We start from the raw sequence: 23,675 nt of genomic DNA, 5'->3' as shown, positions 1-23,675 counted from the left end.
CGCGTCAGAGCTCGTTCTGCCGCGGGATGACGACCTGCTTGACGATGAGCAGGATGGCCGCGGCGAATGGGATGGCGACCAGCGCACCCAGGATGCCGAGCAGCGTGCCGCCGGCGAGGGCTGCCACGACGACGAGGGCGCCCGGGACGGAGACCGCGCGGTTCATGATGCGCGGGCTCAGCACGTACGCCTCGACCTGCATGTAGATCAGGTAGTAGATCGCGGCGGCGATCGCCGTCGGCGTCCCGGACAGGAAGCACGCCGCCACGATGACGACCGAACCCGTGATGGTTCCCACGAGCGGGATGAGAGAGAAGAAGAACGCGATCGACGCGAGCAGGATGGGGAACTTCGCACCGATCGCGGTCAGGAAGATCGCGCTGAGCACGCCGTTGACGAGTGCCAGCAGCACCTGACCCATGACGTACTTGCCGACCGAGTCGGTGATCTGGTCGCCGAGGTCCGCGAACCGCGCACGCCGCGAGGCCGGGACGAGCTGGTAGGCCGAGCGCTTGATGCTCGGCAGCGAGGCCGTGAAGTAGATGGTCAGGATGACGACGATGATCACGCCGAACACGCCCTGGATGATCCCGACACCGGTCTGCAGCACCTTGGACGTGATGTCCGGCAGGTTCTGCTGCAGCCACTTGGTGACGGCGTCGATGTTCTGCTGGTTGACGACGCCCGGGAACTGATGCTGGAGGCTGAGGAACCACTTCTCAGCGTCCCCGTTGTTGACCCACTCGACGATGTTGTTGACCAACTGCGTCGCCTGGCTGACCGCGACGGGCACGATCGCCCAGATCAGGCCGACGAAGGCGCCGATGATGACGACGAGTGCCACGACGAGCGCCAGCCAGCGCGGGAACTTGCGCCGTTCCAGGAAGGAGATGAGCGGTTCGATGCCGAGGGCCAGGAACAGCGCCGCGCCGATGTAGGTGATGATGGTCGCCAGGCTGGTGACCGCACTGAGGATCAGGATCCCGAGTCCGACGCCGAGCGTCCCGATCAAGCCGACGCGGAACGGGTTCTGGATCTTCACGTGTCCCCCTGGGTTCGGCGCGGGTGCGCTCAGTCGCGGTCGGCGGTCACCTTCTCGGCCTGCCCGAGCATGCCCCGGAGGTTCTCGAAGTAACCCGCCACCGCCTCGCGCTCAATCCTAATCTGGGCGAGGCGCTCTTCCGCGTCGGCCACGAGGCGTTCCGTTCGCTCCTCCGTCTCCGCGAGCAGGGCAGCGGCGCGCTCCTCGGCGTCGCGTACGACCTGGGCGGCTGTCTTCTCGGCCTTCTTGCGGGCCTCCGTGACCGTCCGCCGGGCTTCGCTCTCGAAGGCTTCCGCCTCCGAGCGCGCCTGCGCCGTCCGCTTGACCGCGTCGGCGAGCTGGAGATTGGCCTCGTCGAGGTACTTCTGGGTCTGAGCGACGGCCTCCTGGTGGCGCGCGAGGTACTCCTTCTCGGCCTCGTCGCGGCGCGCGCGGAGTTCGACGTCGAGGTCGATGCGTGCCTGCTCGATCTCGCGGCTGCGCGCATCCACTTCTTCGAGGGTGGTCGTGCGCAGGGTCGCGAGCTCCTTCTCGAGCGCCGCACGCGCGGTGGACTCCTCCTGCTCGAAGGCCGCCTTCCGCTCCGCGAGCTCCGCCTCGAGCGCGGTCCGGGCCTCCGCGAGTTCCCGTGCCGTCGCGGCGCGGCTCTCGGCGGCCTCCTTCTCGAGGGCGACGCGCGTCTGCTGGGCCTCGTCCGCGAGGGTCACCCGCGTGCGCTCGGCGTCGCGGTCGAGTTCGAGCCGCTGCTGCTCGCGCTGGTCGGCCAGCTCGTTGGCGGTGCTCTCCCGGCGGTTGGCGAGCTCCACGGTGGTGCTGCGGACGTCCTCCGCCAGGCGGCTCCGCGTCTGCTCGGACTCGGTGGCGAGGGCCGACTTCGTCTGCTCGACCTCGGCCGCGAGGGCCGTCTTGGTCTGCTCGACCTCGGCCGCGAGAGCGGACTTGGTCGTGGCGACCTCCGTCTCGAGCGCCGACTTCGTCTGCTCGACCTCGGCCGCCAGCTCGCTCGTGGTCTGCTCGACCTCGGCCGCGAGCGCCGCACGCGTACGCTCCACCTCATCGGCGAGGGCTGCCGTCGTCGTGGTCACCTCGGCTTCGAGCGCCGACTTCGTCTGCTCCACCTCGGCGGCGAGAGCCGCCTTGGTCGTGGTCGCCTCGGTCTCTAGAGCGGACTTCGTCTGCTCGACCTCGGCGGCGAGCGCGGAGGTGGTCGACTCGACGTCGGCCGCGAGTCGTGCGCGCTCGGCGGTGATCTCCGCCTGTGCGGCGCTCCGCTCGCGGGCGATCTCGTCGGCGAGTGCCGTGCGGGCGCTGTCGACCTCCGACGCGAGCTCCGCGCGCAGGTCAGCGGCCTCGGCGTCGAGCTCGCGGCGCTGCCGGTCGGCATCGGCCGCGAGCCGGGCCCGGGTCTGCTCGACCTCGGCCGCGAGCTCACTGGAGGTCTGCTCGCGGTCCGCGGCGAGCTGAGCCGCCGTGGATGCGCGATCCGCTTCCAGACGGGCTCGCGTCTCCGTCGACTCCTTCTCCAGGGTCGTCCGGGTCTGCAGCGTCTCGTCGGCGAGGCGCTTGGTGGTCCGCTCGACCTCTTCGGCCAGTGCCGACTTCGTGGTCGTGACCTCGTTCTCGAGCGCGGCCCGGGTGGAGGTCACCTCGTTCTCGAGCGCCGAACGCGTCGTCGTGACCTCGGTCTCGAGCTCCGACTTCGTGCGCGTGACCTCCTCCGTCACGGCGGAGCGCGTGCGCGTCACCTCGTCGGCGAGCTCGGCCTTCGTGCGCTCGACCTCGTCGGCGAGCGCGCTGCGGGTGGCCGTCACGTCGGCATCCAGCGCCGAACGCGTCTTCGCGACCTCCGCCGCAAGGGCGGCCTTCGTCTGCTCCACCTCCGCCGCGAGAGCGCGCTTGGTCTGCTCCACCTCGGTGGCGAGTGCGAGCCGCGTGGTCTTGTCCTCGTTCTGCAGGTCGGCGCGCGTCTGGGCGACCTCGGCGGCCAGCGTGGAGCGCTGCTCCTCCACGTCCGCTGCGAGGTCGGCCCGGGTCTGGGCCGCCTCGGCGGCGAGGGCGTTGCGGGTGTCGGATTCCTCGGCGGCGAGGCGATCGGCGGTCTCGGAGACGCGTCGGTCGAGCTCCAGGCGGGTCTGCGCGACCTCCCGCTCGAAGGCGGCTCGGTCCTCCGCGAGGGCGTTCTCGAGTTCGGCGCGCCGGGAGGCGATCGTGCGGTCGAGTTCCGCAGCCTCGGCGCGTGCGGCCTCGGCCTCGCGGGAGGCGACCGCCTTCAATTCCGCGGCCTCGCGGTCCGCCTCGGCACGCACGGCGGCGGCCTCGCGCTTGCTGGTGGCGCGCAGTTCTGCGGCCTCGGTGGCGACCGCTCCGCGGATGGCGGCTGCCTCGCGCATCGCGTCGTTGAGCAGCGTCTCCTTGTCGGACCGCGTCTTGGCGAGCAGTTCGCCGGATTCGATCTGCGTGTCCTCCAGGAGGGTGGTCGCGCGGGCCTGTGCGTCGGCGAGCACACGCTCGGCCTGAGCGGCGGCGGCCTTCTTGACCTTCTCGATCTCGGCGGCGACGCCGGCGCGCAGCTTCTCGGCGTCGATGTCGGCCTGGGCGATGAGGCGGGTGGACTGCTCCTCGGCGACACGGAGGGTGTTCTCGAGCTTGGTGCCGAGCCCGGAGTACGTGGGGCTGCCGACTTCTTCGATCTCGGCATTGAGGTCGTCGATGCGGGCCTGGAGCCGCTTGAGCTCCTTCGCGGACTCGGCGGCCTGCGTGTTCGACTTGATCAGTTCGCGACGCAGTTCCTGCAGCGCCTTGTCGACCTCGTCCTTGTCGTAACCGCGGAAGACCTGCGTGAAGTTCGATTCGTCGGTGGCCACTGTGTTGCTCCTGGGGGATTTTCGGGTCGACTCGCCGCGCGCGCGCCGGGATGATCCTACAATTTGCTGTCTGCGCCCGCACTGGGGGGCTGTGCTGGCGTCCAGACAAGGGTTAGCTGCCTTTCAGGCACGTCCGGTATCGTCGTGTGACTGTGCCCGCCCCCGAACTTCGGCACACGAGGAGTCCTGTTTGCGTTTCGTACTCGCCATTGTCGCGTTCGTCGTCGCCGCGGTCATGATCGTGGCCGGAATCGCGCAGCGTACCGTCTTCGCTCCACCGACCCGTATCGAAGCCGCGACCTCCGTCTCCGGCGACCCCCGGTACCTCGTGGTCGACGGCTCCGTCCTGAACGCGCATCCCGGCCAGCAGACGCTCACCGTGACGGGTGCTCCCGACAGCGCGAAGCAGGTCGTGGCCTATGGCCGCACTGCGGACGTCAAGGCGTGGCTCGAGGGGCAGAAGTACGTCGCGGTCGGCTTCCAGACGGCGACGGGGAAGCTGACGACGAAGAGCGTGACGGGCAAGCCCGCGGCCGGCCACAGCGAGGGCGACAGCGGTTCGGGCTCCGGCGCGACCGCGACCCCCGCTCCGACCCCGTCGGCGGCGGCCACGACGGATCCGTCGGCCGCGGCGTCGCCCTCGACGACGGCGGACACCGCTCAGGTCAGCGGGCCGAACCCGGCCGGCTCCGACCTCTGGCTGGAGGAGTTCGACGGTCAGGCCGCGCAGGTCACCCGGATGAACATCCCCGACGACGTCAGTGTCATCGTGGCCTCGGACGGCCAGAAGGCCGCCCCCTCGAAGGTCGCCGTGACCTGGCCGGTCGACTCGAGCACGCCGTGGGCGTTCCCGCTGATCATCGGCGGCCTCATCCTGCTCGTCATCGGCATCGCCCTCTACCTGTGGGGTCTGTACACCCACCGCCGCTCGCGCGGCCCGCGCCGCAAGAGCGGCCCGAAGATGCCCAAGCTGCCGAAGGCCCCGAAGTACAAGCCCACCGCCATGATCGAAACCACCCCGAAGGGCCGCCGCTCGACCCGACGTGCCCGCGTGATGCTCCCGGCCGCCCTGGTCGGAGCACTCGCGCTGACCGGCTGCACGGCCGGGACGGATGCGGCGACCACGCCGTCGAAGACCTCCACGCCGCTGACCACGGAGGCTCCGAGCGGGAAGGGCCAGCTGCCCCCGGCGGTCACCGTCCCGCAGCTGGAGCGCATCGTCAAGCGCATCTCGGAGTCCGCCGCTCAGGCCGACGCCCAGGCGAGCGCCGACCTCGCGAAGGTCCGCTTCGTCGGCCCGGCGCTGCAGCTGCGCGAGGCGAACTACGCCATTCGCGCGAAGAAGGCGGACGAGCCGGCGCTGCCGGCCATCCCCGCCAGCCCCATCGTCCTGTCGCTGCCGCAGGCCACCGACGCGTGGCCGCGGACGGTCGCAGCCGTGATCCAGTCGCCGAAGGACGCCAAGGGCACCGCCCAGGCGCCCATCGCGCTGACGCTGGTCCAGGCCACGCCGCGCGACAACTACCAGGTCGAGTACGCGGTCTCGCTCGAGCCCAAGGCCAAGGTGCCGAACCTCGCTCCGGCGAGCATCGGCTCCGCCGTCGTGCCGCCGGACTCGAAGCTCCTCGCTCTTCCCCCGTCGAAGGTCGCCGCGGCCTACGGCGACATCCTGATGAACGGTGACGCCAGCACCTTCGCCAAGCAGTTCAACGCCGAGGGCGACACCCTGCGCACGCAGGTGGGTGCCGAATGGAAGGCCAAGCAGAAGGCGGCGGTGCCGGCCACGGCGTCCCTCGCCTTCGCGACCGCTCCCGGCACCGGGACCGACGTCGCCATGGCGACCAACGACTCCGGCGCGATCGTCTGGACGGACCTGCAGGAGACGCAGACGCTCAAGGTCGTGGAGGCGGGCGCCGAGGTGAGCGCGGGCGTGACGGCCGCAGCCCTGACCGGTGCCGCGTCGTCCAAGACCGGCATCGAGTCCACGTTCGGGTATCAGCTGGCGTTCTATGTGCCACCCGCGGGGTCGGACGCGAAGATCACGCTGCTCGGTTTCGCGCAGGGCATGATCGCCGCCAAGCAGATCCCTTAGCGACCACCCCGGGCCGCACGTGAGGACGGCGACGCGAGTATTCTGTTCTCTCGTGCCGCACCGTCCGAGACGCGCACAGCTGGAGGAACAATGAGCAACGTCCCGCCCCCGCCGACCAACCTGCGCGGAGCCGTCGACCTCAGCTCTCTGGTCAACCGGCCCCCTGCGGCGGCCGGAGGAGAAGCCGGACAGCCCGCGGGCGGCGCGCTGACGCTGCCCAGCCTGTACTTCGAGGGTACGGACGCGAACTTCAACGACTTCATCGACCTGTCCATGCGCGTCCCGGTGGTCGTCGACCTGGGGACCGAGCGGTCCGAGCAGTGGAAGCAGTTCACGCCGGTGCTCGACCGCGTGGTCGGCGGTTTCGGTGGCCGTCTGGTGCTCGTCAATGTCGACGTGGATGCGAACCCCCAGCTCGCCCAGGCGTTCCAGGCGCAGTCGGTGCCCGCGGTCGCAGCGCTGGTGGGCGGTCGGCCCGTCCAGTTGTTCGTCGGCGCCCTGCCGGAGGACCAGATCCAGGATGTCTTCGAGCAGCTCTTGCAGCTGGCCGCGCAGAACGGCGTGACCGACACCGTGACCGTCGAGGGCGGGGACGCTCCGGAGGGCGAGGCGCCCGCTGCCGAGCCCGTCCCCGAGCCGCTGCCGCCCCTGCACGCGGAGGCGTACGAGGCCATCGATCGCGGCGACTACGAGGGCGCGATCCGCGCCTACCGCACCGCCATCGCTCAGGACCCCCGCGACACCATGGCCGTCGCCGGCCTCGCGCAGGTGAGCCTGCTCGCGCGCCTGAGCGGGCACACCGCGGACGAGCTCCGTGCGGCCGCCGCCGAGGCTCCGCAGGACCCCGCAGCCCAGCTGGGCGTCGCCGATCTGGACATCTCGGGCGGACACGTCGAGGACGCGTTCGACCGGCTGCTCACCCTCTTCCCGAAGCTCGACGCGAGCGGCAAGGAGGAGGTGCGCTCGCGCATCCTCGAGTATTTCGAGATCGTGGGCGTCGACGACCCCCGGGTGGGCAAGGCGCGGGCTAGGCTGGCCTCGCTGCTGTACTGAGCCCGCTCTCCCGGGCGGCGGCCCACGGCCCAGCGGCCGCCCGCCTCACCATCGCGCAGCCCTCATCCCCAGGGAGTGATCGCGCATGTCCCGTGTGCTCGTCGTCGGAGGCACAGGCCTCGCCGGTCGTGCCGTGGCCGCCGAAGCGATCGAACGAGGCCACGATGTGGTGGTGGCCGCGCGCCGCGTCCCGGACGACGACTCCGCGCAGTATGTGACCGGAGCGACGTACGTGACGGCGGATCTGGTCACAGGTGACGGGCTGGAGGAGGCCGTCGACGGCGCCGAGGTCGTCATCGACACCAGCAACGCCATGGGGAAGCAGGCCTCCCACGTCTTCACGACCGGGGCCCGGAATCTGGTGCACACGGCGGCCCGTTTCGGCGTCAGCCGGGCGGTACTGCTGTCGATCGTCGGGGCCGATCGGTCCGCCTACCCGTACTATCGCGCCAAGGCGGCGCAGGAGCGCGTCTACCTCGACTCCGCGCTGGACACGCGGGTGGTCCGCGCGACGCAGTTCCACGACTTCGTGACCGCCATCTTCGACCGGGGGCGGCCGTTCGGCGCGCTCCTGTCGCCCACCGGGACGCGGTTCCAGCCGATCGCCATCGCCGACGTGGCGGCGGTGCTGATGGATGCGGCCGAGGGAGCGGGGGAGCCGGACGGCATCATCCAGGTCGGGGGACCTCGCGTGGAGTCCGCCCGTGCGCTCGCGGAGCAGCGCAAGAAGGCGACCGGAAGCCGCAGGTACATCCTGCCCATCCGCCTGGGCGGCGCGCTGGGGTCGACGTGGCGCGCAGGCCGCAACCTGGTGCCCGAGCACGCCGTCGACGGAGTCGGCTACGGCGCCTGGCTCGACTCAGGAGCCTGACGCCGCAGCCGGCGGTTCAGCGCATCCGACAGCTCAGCGCAGCCGGCGGTTCAGCGCTTCGGCTTGAGCCACAGCGCGCCGAGCGGCGGCAGGGTCAGCACGGCGGACGCCGGGCGCCCCATCCACGGCTCGTCGACAGCGGTGACCGAACCGAGGTTGCCCACGCCCGAGCCGCCGTACGCCTCGGCGTCGGTGTTGAGGAGTTCCTCCCACTCGCCCGCGAACGGCAGGCCGACGCGGTAGTCGTTGTGGGGCGCCCCGGAGAAGTTGAACACGACGGCGATCGGGTCGCCCTGGCCGTCCTTCCGCAGGAAGGCGAGGACGTTGCCCTGCGCATCCGATCCGTCGATCCACTCGAAGCCGGCCGGGTCGTTGTCGTGGGCCCACAGCTGGGGATGCTCGCGGTAGACCGCGTTCAGCTGCGCCACCAGGTTCCAGAGGCCCTGGTGCGCCGGCTGGTCGAGGATCCACCAGTCGAGGCCGCGCTCCTCGCTCCACTCCGACGGCTGCCCGAACTCCTGGCCCATGAACAGCAGCTGCTTGCCGGGATGCGCCCACATGAATGCCAGGAAGGCGCGCACGTTCGCGAGCTGCTGCCAGTGGTCGCCGGGCATCTTCGTGAGCAGGGAGCCCTTGCCGTGCACGACCTCGTCGTGGCTGATCGGCAGGAGGAAGTTCTCGCTCCACGCATACACGAACGAGAACGTGATCTCGCTGTGGTGGTAGCTGCGGTACATCGGGTCCTCGTGAATGTACTGGAGGGCGTCGTGCATCCACCCCATGTTCCACTTCAGGCCGAAGCCGAGGCCGCCCGAGGAGGTCGGTGCGGTGACGCCGGGGTAGCTGGTCGACTCCTCGGCGATCATCACCGTGCCCGGGTTGCGCTTGTACGCGGTCGCGGTGACCTCCTGCAGGAAGCCCATCGCCTCCAGGTTCTCTCGGCCACCGTGGATGTTGGGCTCCCACTCGCCGTCCTTGCGCGAGTAGTCGAGGTACAGCATCGAGGCGACGGCGTCGACGCGCAGGCCGTCGACGTGGAACTCCTCGAGCCAGTACAGCGCGTTGGCGACCAGGAAGTTCCGGACCTGCGAGTTGCCGTAGTCGAAGATGTACGTTCCCCAGTCCTTGTGCTCGCCGCGGCGCGGGTCCGCGTGCTCGTACAGAGGCTGGCCGTCGAAGCGGGCGAGCGCCCAGTCGTCCTTCGGGAAGTGCCCGGGCACCCAGTCGAGGATGACGCCGATGCCCGCCTGGTGCAGCCGGTCGATCAGGTACTTGAGGTCGTCGGGGTTGCCGAAGCGGCTGGTCGGCGCGTAGTAGCCGGTCACCTGATAGCCCCACGAACCGCCGAAGGGGTGCTCGGCCAGCGGCAGGAACTCGACGTGCGTGTACCCGAGGGCGCCGATGTAGTCGATCAGCTCGTCGGCGGCCTCGCGGTAACCGAGTCCCGGGCGCCAAGAGGCGAAGTGCAGCTCGTAGACGCTCATCGGACCCGCGTGCGGGTCCGTCTCGGCGCGGCCGCGCATCCACTCGTCGTCCGCCCAGTCGTGGCGGCTGACGGTGATGCGGGAGGCGGTCGCCGGCGGCGTCTCGGCCAGCTGCGCGAGCGGGTCGATCTTGCGCACCCACCGGCCGTCCTGCGCCAGCAGGTCGTACTTGTAGATCTCGCCCTCGCCGAGGCCGGGCACGAACAGCTCCCAGACGCCCGACGCACCCATGTTGCGCATGGAGTGGAGGGTGCCGTCCCACCCGTTGAAGTCGCCGACCACGCGCACGGCGCGCGCGTGCGGCGCCCACACGGTGAAGGCGGTGCCGGTGACGCCGCCGAGGTCGCGGACGTGCGCGCCGAGCGCGGTCCAGAGCGTCTCATGGCGGCCCTCCGCGATCAGGTGCAGGTCGAGCTGCCCGATCGTGGGGAGGAAGCGGTACGGGTCGTCGGAGGTCCAGACGCTGCCGTCCTCGTAGCGCGCCTCGATCAGGTAGGCGCCGGGACCGACGATGTCGATGCCCTGCCAGACGCCGTGGCCGGCGTGGGCGAGCTCGACGTGCGCGCCGTTCGACAGGACCGCGAAGACCTGCGTCGCGAGAGGGCGCAGCGCACGGATGACCGTGACGGGGTCTGCGACACCGGGCGCGGACACCTGGTGCTGTCCGAGGATCGCGTGCGGGTCGTGGTAGCTGCCGGTCGCGATGGTCGCGAGCACGGTGTCGTCCAGTGCGGGCAGGTCGACGGCGGCGGCACCTTCGGGGATCGGGGACATGGTTCTACTCCTCGGGTTGTCGGTCGGCGGTCAGAGCGGGCGGACGGACAGGATGTGGACGGGCTCGGTGAACGCATCCAGGCGGACGTAGTCGTCGGCGCCCCAGGTCCAGCGCTGTCCGGTCACGCGGTCCTTCACTTCGAACAGCGCGCCGTACGGGATGCCGAACGCCGCCACATCCAGGTGCACGGTCGTCTCGCGCACGGAGTGCGGGTCGACATTGGCGACCACGATGACGGCGTCGGCCTTGCCGCTGCGGGTGAAGCGCCCGTCCAGGTACTTGGAATAGACGAGCGTGCTGTCGTCGTCGCTGCTGTGGATGTGCAGGTTGCGCAGCTGCCGCAGAGCGGGGTGCTCGCTGCGCGCGCTGTTGAGCATCGTCAGGTAGCCGGCGAGCGAGCGTCCCTGCGACTGCGCGCGGGCGTAGTCGCGGGGGCGGTACTCGAACTTCTCGTTGTCGATGTACTCCTCGGCGCCCGGGCGCGCGACGTTCTCGAACAGCTCGTAGCCCGAGTAGACGCCCCAGGTGGGAGCCGCGGTCGCGGCGATGGCGGCGCGGACCTTGAAGGCCGCGGGGCCCCCGAACTGCAGGTACTCGGTGAGGATGTCCGGCGTGTTCACGAACAGGTTCGGCCGCAGGTAGTCGGCCGTCTCGTGCGAGAGCGAGTACAGGAACTCCTCCAGCTCCTCCTTCGTGTTCCGCCACGTGAAGTACGTGTACGACTGCTGGAAGCCGGCCTTGGCGAGCGTCCGCAGCACGGCCGGGCGGGTGAACGCCTCGGCCAGGAACACCACGTCGGGATCGGTCTGGTTGACCGTGTGGATGAGCCACTCCCAGAAGTGCAGCGGCTTGGTGTGCGGGTTGTCGACGCGGAAGATGCGGACGCCCAGCGACATCCAGTGCCGGACGATGCGCAGCACCTCCTGGCGGAGGCCCTCGTAGTCGTTGTCGAAGTTGATCGGATAGATGTCCTGGTACTTCTTCGGCGGGTTCTCGGCGTACGCGATGGTGCCGTCGGGGAGCGTGGTGAACCATTCCGGGTGCTGCGTCACCCACGGGTGATCGGGGGAGGCCTGCAGCGCGAGGTCGAGAGCGACCTCGAGCCCGGCCTGCTTCGCCTTGCCCAGGAAGAACGTGAAGTCCTTCTCGGTGCCGAGGTCGGGGTGGATGGCGTCGTGACCGCCCTCGGCGCTGCCGATGGCCCACGGCGAGCCGGGGTCGTTCTCGCCGGCCTCGAGGGTGTTGTTCGGTCCCTTGCGGAAGGTGCGGCCGATCGGGTGGATCGGCGGCAGGTACACGACGTCGAAGCCCATCGCCGCGATCTCCGGCAGCCGCTTGGCCGCCGTGCGGAAGGTGCCGGACTGCCACGAACCGTCTGCACGCTTCTTGGCGCCCTCCGATCGCGGGAAGAACTCGTACCAGCTGCCGACACCGGCGCGGGTCCGCTCGACCTGGATGGAGCGCGTGGCGGACAGCGACGGCAGGCTGACGACCGGCCGCTCGGTGAGCACCTGCTGGATGCGGCCGTCGATCGCGGCCTGGAAACGCTCCTCCACCGGCCGCTTCGTGTCCGCGACGACCTTCGCCGCCTCGGAGAGGTGGCGGCGCTCCGCGGTGCTGCGGCGCTTGTCCTTGGATGCGCGCACGAGCAGGTCGTGGCCCATCGTGAGCATGAGCTCGACGTCGATGCCCGCGGGCACCTTCACCTCGGCGTTGTGCAGCCAGGTCGCGTACTCGTCGGCGTACGCCTGGACCCGGTAGCGCCAGAGGCCGGTCTGCTCGAGCTGCACCTCCACCTCCCACCGGTCGGTGCCGGGGGCTCCCGGGTGCATGTGGTGCTCGGTCTGCTGCCCGGCGGGGTCGAGCAGGACGAGGTCGACGCCGATCTTGTCGTGCCCCTCGCGGAACGCGGTCGCCCCGAAGGGGATGACCTCGCCGCTGTACGCGATCGCCGGCCAGAGGCCTTCGTCTACCTGGGGGGAGAGCTGGAGGATCGGGATGCGCGTGAGCAGGGGCTCGTACGCACCCGTCTCGGACGGCGCCGTTTCCAGCGGCATCGTCCCGCTCTTCGTTCCTCCCGCTGTGCCGCTCCTGGCGGGCGGCTTCACCGTGGCCGCCTCTGTCGCGGCGGCTGCTGACCTGGTCGCTGCGTTCTTCACCACGCCCCCGACCGTACACTCATTAACCCGCGCGTCATGAGGCTGCTTTAGTGTTGACCGGGTGAAGGCCATCCGTAGATTCACCGTCCGAGCCGTCCTCCCCGAGAACCTCTCCGCATTGGAGGAGATCGCCGGCAACCTCCGCTGGTCCTGGCATGAGCCCACCAAGGAGTTGTTCGCCCGAATCTCGCCCGAATTGTGGCAGCAGGTCAGACACGACCCCATAGCGCTCCTCGGCGCCGTCGCCCCGTCCCGACTGGCCGAGCTGGCCGCCGACCAGGGGTATGTCGACTGGGCGAACCACATCCGTGACGACCTCCGCTCGTACCTCAGCGAGCCGCGCTGGTACCAGTCCCTCGACGGGGAGGCGCCCAAGACGATCGCGTACTTCTCCCCGGAGTTCGGTATCGCGGCGACGCTCCCGCAGTACTCGGGCGGCCTCGGAATCCTCGCCGGAGACCACCTGAAGGCGGCGAGCGACCTCGGGGTGCCGCTGATCGCCGCCGGGCTGTTCTACCGGTCCGGCTACTTCTCGCAGGCGATCACCCCGGACGGCTGGCAGCTCGAGAGCTACCCGTCCCTCGACCCGGACGGGCTGCCGCTGAGCGTGCTGCGCAATCCGGACGGCACGCCGGTGCAGATCTCGCTGGCCCTGCCGGATGGCGTGCTGCACGCCCGCGTCTGGCAGGCCGCCGTCGGCCGCGTCACGCTCCTGCTGCTCGACACCGACATCCCCGACAACGAGGAGCGCCTGCGCTCGGTCACCGACCGTCTGTACGGCGGCGGGGGAGAGCACCGACTGCTGCAGGAGCTGCTGCTCGGCATCGGCGGCGTCCGCGCGGTCAAGGCGTGGACCGAGCTGACGGGCGCACCCGAGGCGGAGGTGTTCCACACCAACGAGGGCCACGCCGGCTTCCTCGGGCTGGAGCGCATCTCGGACCTGATCGGCGAGGGGCTGACCTTCGACCAGGCACGGCAGGTCGTGCGCGCCGGCACCGTGTTCACGACGCACACCCCTGTGCCCGCGGGCATCGACCGGTTCGACCGACCGCTGGTCCAGCGGTACTTCTCCACCTCGCTGCTCCCAGGCGTCACCGCCGACCAGGTGCTCCCGCTCGGCGCCGAGGACTCGGCCGGGTCGCCCGACGTCTTCAACATGGCCGTGATGGGCCTGCGGCTGGGTCAGCACGCGAACGGCGTGTCCCAGCTGCACGGCGACGTCTCCCGCCACATGTTCAACGGCCTGTTCCCGGGCTTCGACCCGCAGGAGGTGCCGATCGACTCGGTCACCAACGGCGTCCACGCGCCGACCTGGACCGACCCGATGCTGCGCGCGCTCGCGCTGGAGCGACTGGGCACGGAGGACACCACCCACGCCGACTGGGGCAACGCCTCCGCGGTCAGCGACCTCGACCTGTGGGGCGTCCGCAACCGGATGCGCGAGCAACTCGTGCAGGACGCCCGCCGCCGCCTGGAGACCGCGTGGGAGGACCAGAACCCGGGCGGGATCGCCCCCGCGTGGATGGACGGGCTGCTCGACCCGAACGTGCTCACCATCGGCTTCGCCCGCCGCGTGCCGACCTACAAGCGCCTCACGCTGATGCTCCACGACCCGGACCGGCTGCGCCGCATCCTGACCGACCCGAAGCGGCCGGTGCAGTTCGTGATCGCGGGCAAGTCGCACCCGGCCGACGACGAGGGAAAGCGGCTCATCCAGAAGCTGGTGCAGTTCGCATCCGAGGCCGACATCCGGCAGCGGATGGTGTTCCTGCCCGACTACGACATCGGGATGGCGCAGCTGCTCTACCCCGGGACGGACGTCTGGCTGAACAACCCGCTCCGCCCGCTCGAGGCGTGCGGCACCTCGGGCATGAAGGCGGCGCTCAACGGCGCGCTCAACCTGTCCATCCTCGACGGCTGGTGGAACGAGTTCTACGACGGCGAGAACGGCTGGGCGATTCCGTCCGCCGACGCCGCCGGAGACGGCGCCGAGCGCGACGCGCTCGAGGCGGAGGCGATGTACGACCTGATCGAGCACCAGATCGCACCGCGCTTCTACGAGCGCGACGTCGACGACGTGCCGACCGCCTGGGTCTCCCGCATCCGGCACACGCTGGCGACGCTCTCGTCCCCGCTGTCGGCGGAGCGGATGGTGCGCGAGTACGTCGAGCGTCTCTACGTGCCCGCAGCGACCTACGAGAACCGCCTGAGCGCGGACGACTACGCCGCCGCGCGGGCACTGGCCGACTGGAAGGCCCGCGTCGCGGCCGCATGGCCCGGCGTGGCCGTCACGCACGTCGACGCCGGAGGCATCGACGACTCGCCGCAGGTCGGCGACGAGCTGCACGTGCGGGCGCTGGTCCAGCTCAACGGGCTCTCACCTCAGGATGTGGCGGTGCAGGTCGTCTACGGCCGCAGTCAGGAGGGGGACGACCTGACGGACATCCACCGACAGTCGCTCGCCGTCGACTCCGGCATCCCCGGTTCGCACGACGCGTCGGTCGCGCACGAGTTCGTCGGCACGATCCGCCTCGACTGGGCGGGGTCGTTCGGCTACACGGTGCGCGTGGTGCCGGTCAACGACCTGCTGCTCACGCCCGCGGAACTGGGGCTGGTGACCGTCGCGTCCTGACCGGCGTGGGCGGGTCAGGACGTCAGCGCGTCATGCGCACGATCGGGATGAGCGTCGTCCCGATCGTGTGCGCCGACGTCTCCCCGTCGCGGGTGAAGCCGTTGCGGCGGTAGAAGGCCTCGGCGCGCGGGTTGCCGTCCATGACCCAGAGATAGGCGGGGGAGTCGGCGATGGCCGCGTCGAGGAGCCGCTGGCCCGCTCCGGAGCCGTACGCGCTCGCGAGCAGGTAGATGCCCTCGAGCTCACGCGGCCGCGGGGCGTGCTCGTCGCGGCCGGCGCCGGCGGTCGCCCACCCGACGACGTCGCCGTCCGACTCCGCCACGAAGGCGTCGGTCTCTCCGCGTTCGAGGATGGTCGTCCACCCCTGGGCGCGTGTGTCCTCGTCGAGCCCGGCCAGGAACTCGTCGGGCATCCGTCCGGCGTAGGCCTCCCGCCAGGCGGCGACGTGCACACGGGCGATCGCGGCCGCATCCGCCACGGTGGCTCTGCGCACGGTCAGCTCGGCCATCCGCTGCTCACTTCGCGATCGGGGCGAAACTTCCGCCCGTGGTGGTGACGAGGTCGTCGGGCGACAGCTCGATGTCGAAGCCGCGCTTGCCGCCGGAGACGAACACCGTGGCGAACAGTTGCGCCGTCTCGTCGACGACGGTCACGTGCTGCGTCTTCTGGCCGATCGGGCTGATGCCGCCGACGACGTAGCCGGTGCGCCGCTCGGCGACGGCGGGGTCGGCCATCGTGGCGCGCTTCGCACCGACGGCGGCCGCCAGGGCCTTCAGGTCGAGCATCCCGGTGACGGGGACGACGCCGACCACCAGACCGAGGTCGGTGTCGGCGAGCAGGGTCTTGAACACCCGGTCGGGCTCGACGCCGAGGGCTTCCGCCGCCTCCAGCCCGAACGACGGGGCGGCCGGGTCGTGCTCGTACGGGTGCGCCGTGAACGAGATGCCCGCTGCGCTCAGAGCGACCGTCGCCGGAGTCCCTGCCGCGGCCTTCTGGCGCGCCATCAGGCGGTCGCCTCCTCGGGGGCCGCCGCAGCCTCCACCCGTGGTCCGTTCGCGCGGTACAGCTGCATGGACGTGCCGCCGATCAGCCGGGTCGACCCCGGGGCGAACTCCGTCGCATCCTCGGGGATGGGCACCTCGGTCGCCGAGTCCCAGAGCAGCTGGTAGGAAGTGACTCCCGGTGCCGCGGGAAGGGACACCTCCACGTCGTCCTCCACACCGTGCACGATGAGGAGCACACGATTGAACTGCTCCTGCACCGGAGTCGAGGCCGCCAGGTACTGCAGCGTGCGGTTCTCGGGGGAGTTCCAGTCCTCGTCGTCCATCCGCTGGCCGGTCGCGTCGTACCAGTCCATGTGGCTGGCGTTCGGCGTGGTCTGGCCGTCGACGGCGTAGCGGCTCGGCCGCAGGGCGGGATTCTCGCGGCGCAACTGCAGCAGGCGCTTGGTGGTGTCGTACAGCTCCCGCTGCTCACGGGTGCGCAGCCAGCTCAGCCAGGTGAGCTCGCTGTCCTGGCAGTAGGCGTTGTTGTTGCCGCGCTGACTGCGGCCGTACTCGTCGCCCGCCGTGATCATCGGGACGCCTGCCGAGAGCAGCAGCGTGCCCATCAGGTTGCGGAGCGCCTTCGCCCGGGTCAGCAGGATCGCCTCATCCACCGTCGGTCCTTCGACGCCGTGGTTGAACGACCGGTTGTTGTCGGTTCCGTCGTGGTTGTTCTCGCCGTTGCCGAGATTGTGCTTGACGTCGTACGCCGTCAGGTCGGCCATCGTGAAGCCGTCGTGCGCGGTGACGAAGTTGACCGAGGCCAGAGGTCCGCGCTCGGGCGAGAAGGTGTTGGACGAGCCGGCGAGCCGGGTGGCGAAGCCGCCGATCCCGACCGGAGCCTGGCCGTTGCGGCGGGCGTCGGCGATGTCGGCCAACCAGAAGTTGCGCACCCGGTCGCGGTAGCGGTCGTTCCACTCGGACCAGCCGGCCGCATCCGCCGTCGGGCCGGGGAAGTTGCCGGTCTGCCAGCCGCCGAGCCCCACATCCCACGGCTCGGCGATCAGCTTGACCCCCTGCAGCGCAGGGTCGGACTGCGCGGCGATCAGGAGCGGATGGTCGCGATGGAACGAAGCGTCCGTCCCGCGCCCGAGCGTGGCCGCCAGGTCGAAACGGAAACCGTCGATCTGCATCTCGTTCGCCCAGTAGCGGAGCGAGTCGAGCACGAGCCGCTGCGGGACGGGATTGCCGAAGTCAACCGTGTTGCCGCATCCGGTCACGTCGACATAGGCGCCGGTCTCGTCGTGCCGGTAGTAGGTGGCGTTGTCGATCCCGCGGAAGCTCGTGCGCGGGCCGCCGATGCCCTCCTCGGCCGTGTGGTTGTAGACGACGTCGAGGATGACCTCGATGCCGGCCAGGTGCAGCAGCTTCACCATGCCCTTGAACTCGGCGAGGATCGCCTCCGGCCCGGCAGCCTGCGCCGCGCGCGACGCGTACGGACCGTGCGGGGTGAAGAAGTTGAGGGTGTTGTAGCCCCAGTAGTTCGTCAGGCCCTCCTGCAGCAGACGCTGCTCGGAGACGAAGGCATGGACGGGCAGCAGCTCGACGGCGGTCACGCCGAGGTCCTTCAGGTAGCCGATCGTCGACTCGTGCGCGAGTCCCGCATAGCTGCCGCGCAACTCCTCCGGAACGGACGGGTTCTGCCGGCTGATGCCCTTGACGTGCGCTTCGTAGATCACGGTGTGGTCCAGCGGCGTGTTCGGCTTCCGTGCCTCGCCCCAGTCGAAGCCGTCGGCGACCACCACCGAGCGCCAGCCGTCGGTACCGACCCGCGCGAGTCCGCGGGCGTAGGGGTCGAGCAGCAGCGCCTCGGGATCGAACATGTTGCCCGGAGCGGTCGGGCCGGAGGCGCGCACGGCGTAGCTGGTGCCCACGGTGAGCGAGCGCGTGCGGCCCACCCAGACGTTGTTGACGTCCCGTGTCATCGGGACCGTCTTCACGAGCCAGTTCGGGTCGTGCTGGTCGAACAGGCACAGCTCCATGGCGTCGGCGCTCGCCGAGAACACCCTCAGCTCTCCTCCCTGCGGCCCGACGTGAATGCCCAGGTTGCGCAAGGGATCGGTCGAGGTCATGCGATCTAGAGTAGTGACACACGCTGGACACGAGTTGCGGAGGGCACCGTGCCGGTCTACCTGGACCACGCCGCCACCACGCCGATGCGCCCGGAGGCGATCGCCGCCTACACCGAGGCCATGGGCGTCGTCGGCAACCCCTCCAGCATCCACAGCCAGGGCCAGCAGGCGAAACGGATGCTCGAGGAGGCGCGCGAGACCGTCGCCCAGACGCTCGGAGCCGACCCGATCGAGGTCGTGTTCACCTCCGGCGGGACCGAGGCGATCAACCTGGCCATCAAGGGGATGTACTGGGCGCGCAACGCCCGCACCCCGCGGCCGCGCATCCTCGTTCCCGGAGGCGAGCACCATGCGACGGTCGACACGGTCGAGTGGCTGGTGCGCGCAGAAGGGGCGGAGGCGTCCTGGCTCGCGCTCGACCGCGAGGGGCGCATCGTCGTGCCGCCTTCGCTCACCGGAGACGACATCGCGCTGCTCACCTTCCTCGCGGTCAACAACGAGGTCGGGACCATGCAGCCGGTGGGTGCGCTCGCCGCAGCAGCGCGCGATGCCGGGGTGCCGGTCCATGTCGACGCGGTCGCCGCGTACGGGCATCTGCCGCTCGACTTCCGGACCCTCGGCGTGGACGCGCTCAGCGTCTCGGCCCACAAGATCGGTGGCCCGGTCGGCATCGGGGCGCTTGTGCTGAGCCGCGCATCCACCGTCGTGCCGCTGATCCACGGCGGAGGGCAGCAGCGGCAGGTGCGCAGCGGGACGCAGGATGTGGCGGCCGCGGTCTCGTTCGCGGTCGCGGCCCGGCTCGCCGAGGCGGAGCGGGAGGCCGAAGCGGCGCGGCTGTCCGCGCTGCGCGATCGGCTCATCCGCGGGGTGCGGGAGGCCGTTCCGGCCGCCGTCCTGAGCGGGCCGGAGCCATCGCCCGCGTCTCGGCCCGAGGAGAGGGTCGCCTCCAACGCGCACTTCACCTTTCCCGGAGCGCAGGGGGATTCGCTGCTCTTCCTGCTCGACATGGCCGGCGTGTCCGTCTCGACCGGGTCCGCCTGCCAGGCGGGCATCCCGGAGCCGTCGCACGTGCTGCTGGCCATGGGCCGCAGCGAGCAGGACGCGCGCGGGGCGCTCCGGTTCACGCTCGGCCGCACCTCCACCGAGGCCGACGTGGATGCGCTGCTCGCGGCGCTCCCGGCGGCGTACGAGCAGGCGGCTCGCGCGGGCCTCGCGGAGCGGGCGACGCGCCTGGGCTGACGGCGACCCGGCGGAGCCCGTCGCGGTCCCGGGTAGAATCGGCGGGTGAAGGTTCTGGCGGCGATGAGCGGTGGTGTCGACTCCGCAGTGGCGGCGGCGCGTGCCGTCGAGGCGGGGCACGACGTGGTCGGGGTGCACCTGGCGCTCTCGCGCATGCCCGGCACGCTGCGCACCGGCAGCCGCGGCTGCTGCACGATCGAGGACTCGATGGATGCGCAGCGCGCGGCCAACATCATCGGCATCCCCTACTACGTGTGGGACTTCTCCGAGCGCTTCAAGCTGGATGTGGTGGACGACTTCATCGCCGAGTACAGCGCCGGACGCACCCCCAACCCGTGCATGCGCTGCAACGAGCGCATCAAGTTCGCGGCGCTGCTCGAGAAGGCGCTCGACCTGGGCTTCGACGCCGTCTGCACGGGTCACTATGCGGCCATCGTCACGGACGACCAGGGCAACCGCGAGCTGCACCGCGCGAGCGCGTGGGCGAAGGACCAGTCCTACGTGCTGGGCGTGCTCACCGCCGAGCAGCTGGCCCACGCGATGTTCCCGCTCGGTGCGACACCGTCGAAGGCGGAGGTCCGGGCAGAGGCGGCCGCACGCGGGCTGAGCGTCGCGAACAAGCCGGACTCGCACGACATCTGCTTCATCCCGGACGGCGACACCCGCGGCTGGCTGGCCGAGCGCGTCGGGACCGCGACGGGCGACATCGTCGACCGTGAGGGCAACCGTCTCGGCTCGCACGAAGGCGCTCACGCCTACACGGTCGGGCAGCGCAAGGGCCTCAACGTCGGCTATCCGTCGCCGGACGGCCGCCCGCGCTTCGTGCTGGAGGTGCGACCGAAGGAGAACGAGGTCGTCGTGGGACCGCGCGAAGCGCTCGACATCGCCGAGATCGCGGGGTCGCGGTTCACCTGGGCCGGGCTCGCGCCGGTCGACCCGGCGACGCCTTTCGCCTGCGAGGTTCAGATCCGCGCCCACGCCGATCCCGTCCCGGCCATCGCCTCCGTCACCGGCGGCGAGCTCGTGATCCGGCCGGACGTGCCCCTCAACGGAGTCGCCCCGGGGCAGACGGCCGTCGTGTACGTCGGCACGCGCGTGCTCGGCCAGACCACGATCGACCGCACGGTCTCCGCCGTCCCGGTCTGATCGGGGAGTGCCGAGCGGGCCTCCGGAGCTCTAGGCTCCCGACATGACCGCAGAGCGTGCCGTCCGACTCCGGCGTGAGGCCTGGGGTTTCGCCATCGGCTCGCTCTTCTTCGTGGTGGGAGCCGTCCCTGCCTACCAGGTCGCGGTCGGCGACGTCATCACCAACCTCACGTTCTTCGTCGGCGCGATCTTCTTCACGGCGGCGGCGCTCATCCAGCTCCTTCTGAGCGGACGACGGCCGCCCCGCGGCGGGGCCGAGCGGGCGGATCTGTACGACTGGTGGGCGGCCGCCGTGCAGTTCGCGGGCACCCTGTTCTTCAACGTCAGCACGACGGAGGCGCTCATCGTGGCGGCGAACAGCAGCGCGCGGGTGGGGAACGGCTGGCGCCCCGACGCCCTCGGCTCGATCTGCTTCCTCGTGGCGAGCGCCCTCGCCGTGCGCGCGACGGTGGACCGGGAGCGGCTCTGGGATCCGCGTGCGCGGACCTGGCACGGCACATGGCTGAACCTGATCGGCTCGGTCCTGTTCGGCCTGTCCGCGGTGGGCGCGTACACGATCCCCGCGACGGGCGACCTGGTGAACCTGTTCTGGGCGAACGCCGGGACGTTCCTCGGGGCCGCGTGCTTCTTCGTCGCGGCGGTGCTCAGCCGGAGGTCGGTGCCGGTGCGCGTCCGCGGACGGCGACGGTCGGACCCCACGGCGTCAGCCGGGAGCGTCGGAGGTCGCGATTAAGCTGGGGGAGTGGCGATCGAGACGACGACGGACGACCAGCTCGCGGATGAACGAGCCGAGGCGCAGCAGCTGACGACGCGCATCCTCGAGCTGCGCGACGCCTACTACGAGCGCGACACGGTGCTCGTGAGCGACGAGGAGTACGACCGCATGATGCGGCGGCTCGAAGAACTCGAGCGGCTGCATCCCGAACTCCAGTCGCAGGACAGCCCGACGCAGACGGTCGGCGGCCGGGCGCAGACCACGCTGTTCGCGCCGGTGGAGCACGCCGAGCGGATGCTCAGCCTCGACAACGTGTTCTCGATCGAGGAGTTCGAAGCCTGGGCCGCGCGCGTCGAGCGCGATGCCGGGCGTCGCGTCGACTACCTCTGCGAGCTCAAGATCGACGGGCTCGCGATCAATCTCCGTTACGAGAACGGCGTGCTCGCCTCGGCCGCGACCCGCGGCGACGGCGTGGTGGGGGAGGACGTGACGGAGAACATCCGCTCGATCCCCGCCATCCCGGGACGGCTCGCCACCGACCGGCCGCCGGCGCTGGTGGAGGTCCGCGGCGAAGTGTTCTTCCCGGTCGCCGAGTTCGAAGAGCTGAATGCGCACCAGCAGGAAGCGGGCGAGCGCGTGTTCGCCAACGCCCGGAACGCCGCCAGCGGCTCGCTTCGGCAGAAGGCCGAGGGCAAGAACGCGGCGCAGCTCGAACTGATGCGCGACCGGCTGCGACGCCTCCACATGCTGGTTCACGGCATCGGCGCCTGGCACAACCCGCCCGTCGACGCGCAGTCGAAAATGTACGACCTGCTGAAGGAGTGGGGGCTGCCGACCTCCACGCACTACCGCGTCGTCGACGACGTGAAGAAGGTCGACGAGTTCATCGAGTACTACGGCGCGCACCGCGGTGCGGTCGAGCACGAGATCGACGGCATCGTGATCAAGGTGGACGAGCTCGCCCTCCACGACGAACTCGGTGCGACGAGCCGCGCGCCCCGCTGGGCCATCGCGTACAAGTACCCGCCGGAGCAGGTGAACACCAAGCTGCTCGATATCGTCGTGAGCGTCGGCCGCACCGGCCGGGCCACTCCGTTCGCCGTCATGGAGAAGGTCCGCGTCGCCGGCTCGGAGGTGCGCCAGGCCACGCTGCACAACCAGGAGGTGGTGAAGGCGAAGGGCGTTCTCATCGGCGACACCGTGGTGCTGCGCAAGGCGGGGGATGTCATCCCCGAGGTCCTCGGCCCGGTCGTGGAGCTGCGCGACGGCACCGAACGCGAGTTCGTCATGCCGGAGAACTGCCCCGAGTGCGGCACGAAGCTGGCGCCCGCGAAGGAGGGCGACATCGACCTGCGCTGCCCCAACGCCGAGTTCTGCCCGGCGCAGGTGCGCGGCCGCGTCGAGCACATCGGTTCCCGTGGAGCGCTCGACATCGAAGCGCTCGGTGAGGTCGCAGCCGCGGCGCTCACCCAGCCGCGCTTCCCCGAGCGCCCGCCGCTCCCCACGGAGGCGGGCCTCTTCGGGCTGACGCTGCGCGATCTGTTCCCGATCGAGGTCGTGGTCCGCGATTCCGAGACCGGACTGCCGAAATTGACGGATGCCGGGACCGAAAAGGTAGACACCCCGTTCCGCCGCCGGCGCCTGAAGAAGGACGGCCCGCACGACCCGAACGCGGAGCAGTTCGACGGCGACGAACAGTACGTGCCGTCGAAGAACGCGACCGAGCTGCTGAGCAACCTGCTGGCCGCTCGCGACAAGCCGCTGTGGCGCATCCTCGTCGCGTTGAACATCCGGCACGTCGGCCCGGTCGCGGCGCGTGCCCTCGCCAACCACTTCGGCTCGCTCGACGCGATCCGCTCGGCCTCCCGCGACGAGTTGGCGGGGGTGGACGGCGTTGGCGGCATCATCGCGGACGCGGTGCTCGCGTGGTTCGAGGTCGACTGGCACCGCGAGATCATCGAGCGGTGGGCGGCCGACGGCGTCCAGTTCTCCACCCCGGGGCATCAGGGTCCGGGCCAGGCCGACGAAGCCGGGGGAGTCCTCGCCGGACTCACGGTCGTCGCCACGGGGTCGCTCGAGGGATACACGCGCGAGGGGGCGCAGGAGGCGATCATCGCCGCGGGCGGCAAGGCGGCATCCAGCGTCTCGAAGAAGACGGACTTCGTGGCCGCAGGCCCGGGTGCCGGCTCGAAGCTGGCCAAGGCCGAAGAGCTCGGCCTCCGCATCCTCGACGCGGCTCAGTTCAAGATTCTGGTCGAAGAGGGGCCGGCCGCCCTCGAAACGTGATTTTCCGGTCCCCCTTCGCACGGACAGTATGCGAATTCTCCCCCTGAATCGGGGGTAGAACGACTTGCCGTCCACCACCCATTCATGGGTAGAGTCGAGGAGTGCGCTCGCTCGAGCGCACTGCAAGGGCTTAGCTCGCTCGCTCTCGGAGGGACCCGGACGGAGTGCTGGTCGGCTTTGCAGCTGTACTCACTGTTACCTC

The 23,675-nt window shown here is 70.5% G+C and carries 15 protein-coding genes; 8 read left to right on the top strand and 7 right to left on the bottom strand.

Annotated features, from left to right (window positions below):
- Window positions 1-4: 4 nt before the first annotated feature.
- Both QRN40_RS17215 and QRN40_RS17210 read right to left on the bottom strand, forming a co-directional pair.
- A complete protein-coding gene (locus QRN40_RS17215) occupies window positions 5-1,042 on the bottom strand; it encodes an AI-2E family transporter (RefSeq protein ID WP_285117138.1) in 1,038 nt (345 codons plus the stop codon).
- 29 nt (window positions 1,043-1,071) lie between these two features.
- Window positions 1,072-3,906 carry a DivIVA domain-containing protein gene (locus QRN40_RS17210; RefSeq protein ID WP_285117137.1) on the bottom strand — a complete coding sequence of 945 codons (2,835 nt, stop codon included), beginning with the start codon at window positions 3,904-3,906 and terminating at the stop codon, window positions 1,072-1,074.
- A gap of 190 nt (window positions 3,907-4,096) precedes the next feature.
- Between QRN40_RS17210 and QRN40_RS17205 the strand changes: the two genes are divergently transcribed.
- The 3 genes from QRN40_RS17205 (at window position 4,097) to QRN40_RS17195 (ending at window position 7,922) form a co-directional block, all read left to right on the top strand.
- On the top strand, window positions 4,097-5,998 hold the full coding sequence (locus QRN40_RS17205; RefSeq protein ID WP_285117134.1) for a hypothetical protein: 1,902 nt from the start codon (window positions 4,097-4,099) through the stop codon (window positions 5,996-5,998).
- A 90-nt stretch (window positions 5,999-6,088) separates the two neighbouring features.
- The gene (locus QRN40_RS17200) at window positions 6,089-7,051 is read left to right on the top strand and encodes a tetratricopeptide repeat protein (protein ID WP_285117133.1); all 963 of its coding nucleotides are present in this window, start codon (window positions 6,089-6,091) and stop codon (window positions 7,049-7,051) included.
- Between the two features lie 85 nt (window positions 7,052-7,136).
- Window positions 7,137-7,922, top strand: a complete 786-nt coding sequence (locus tag QRN40_RS17195) for an SDR family oxidoreductase (RefSeq protein WP_285117132.1) — start codon at window positions 7,137-7,139, stop codon at window positions 7,920-7,922.
- A gap of 50 nt (window positions 7,923-7,972) precedes the next feature.
- Here the strand turns inward: QRN40_RS17195 and glgB are convergent, their stop codons facing one another.
- Together glgB and QRN40_RS17185 are read right to left on the bottom strand one after the other, a co-directional pair.
- The gene (glgB, locus tag QRN40_RS17190; RefSeq protein WP_285117131.1) at window positions 7,973-10,180 is read right to left on the bottom strand and encodes a 1,4-alpha-glucan branching protein GlgB; all 2,208 of its coding nucleotides are present in this window, start codon (window positions 10,178-10,180) and stop codon (window positions 7,973-7,975) included.
- Between the two features lie 30 nt (window positions 10,181-10,210).
- Complete coding sequence (locus QRN40_RS17185; RefSeq protein ID WP_285117129.1) at window positions 10,211-12,238, bottom strand: alpha-1,4-glucan--maltose-1-phosphate maltosyltransferase; 2,028 nt, start codon at window positions 12,236-12,238, stop codon at window positions 10,211-10,213.
- 163 nt (window positions 12,239-12,401) lie between these two features.
- On the opposite strand from QRN40_RS17185, the gene glgP reads away from it, so the two are divergent.
- Window positions 12,402-14,972 carry an alpha-glucan family phosphorylase gene (glgP, locus tag QRN40_RS17180; protein WP_285117128.1) on the top strand — a complete coding sequence of 857 codons (2,571 nt, stop codon included), beginning with the start codon at window positions 12,402-12,404 and terminating at the stop codon, window positions 14,970-14,972.
- Between the two features lie 22 nt (window positions 14,973-14,994).
- Here glgP and QRN40_RS17175 read toward each other — a convergent pair whose 3' ends face one another.
- The 3 genes from QRN40_RS17175 to glgX are packed head-to-tail and all read right to left on the bottom strand — an operon-like array spanning window position 14,995 to window position 18,087.
- On the bottom strand, window positions 14,995-15,480 hold the full coding sequence (locus QRN40_RS17175; RefSeq protein ID WP_285117127.1) for a GNAT family N-acetyltransferase: 486 nt from the start codon (window positions 15,478-15,480) through the stop codon (window positions 14,995-14,997).
- Window positions 15,481-15,487: 7 nt separating this feature from the next.
- Entirely contained in the window at window positions 15,488-15,976 is a 489-nt protein-coding gene (ybaK, locus tag QRN40_RS17170; RefSeq protein ID WP_285117125.1) for a Cys-tRNA(Pro) deacylase, read from the bottom strand.
- Window positions 15,976-18,087, bottom strand: a complete 2,112-nt coding sequence (gene glgX / locus QRN40_RS17165; RefSeq protein WP_285117123.1) for a glycogen debranching protein GlgX — start codon at window positions 18,085-18,087, stop codon at window positions 15,976-15,978. The genes ybaK and glgX overlap by 1 nt, the downstream gene beginning before the upstream one ends.
- 48 nt (window positions 18,088-18,135) lie before the next feature.
- Between glgX and QRN40_RS17160 the strand changes: the two genes are divergently transcribed.
- Genes QRN40_RS17160 through ligA form a run of 4 tightly spaced genes read left to right on the top strand, consistent with a single transcriptional unit; the run spans window position 18,136 to window position 23,473 of the window.
- Window positions 18,136-19,326, top strand: coding sequence for a cysteine desulfurase family protein (locus QRN40_RS17160; protein WP_285117122.1), 1,191 nt, complete (start codon window positions 18,136-18,138; stop codon window positions 19,324-19,326).
- Window positions 19,327-19,371: 45 nt separating this feature from the next.
- Window positions 19,372-20,472, top strand: coding sequence for a tRNA 2-thiouridine(34) synthase MnmA (gene mnmA, locus QRN40_RS17155; protein WP_285117121.1), 1,101 nt, complete (start codon window positions 19,372-19,374; stop codon window positions 20,470-20,472).
- Window positions 20,473-20,515: 43 nt separating this feature from the next.
- The gene (locus tag QRN40_RS17150) at window positions 20,516-21,205 is read left to right on the top strand and encodes a YrhK family protein (RefSeq protein ID WP_285117120.1); all 690 of its coding nucleotides are present in this window, start codon (window positions 20,516-20,518) and stop codon (window positions 21,203-21,205) included.
- A gap of 9 nt (window positions 21,206-21,214) precedes the next feature.
- Window positions 21,215-23,473, top strand: coding sequence for an NAD-dependent DNA ligase LigA (gene ligA, locus QRN40_RS17145; protein ID WP_285117119.1), 2,259 nt, complete (start codon window positions 21,215-21,217; stop codon window positions 23,471-23,473).
- Window positions 23,474-23,675 lie beyond the last annotated feature (202 nt).

The sequence above is a fragment of the Leifsonia sp. fls2-241-R2A-40a genome, assembly GCF_030209575.1.
In the GTDB taxonomy this organism is placed as follows: Bacteria; Actinomycetota; Actinomycetes; order Actinomycetales; family Microbacteriaceae; genus Leifsonia.
The sequence above is the reverse complement of the archived record's forward strand: the minus strand, read 5'-3'. Positions and strand labels throughout refer to the sequence as shown.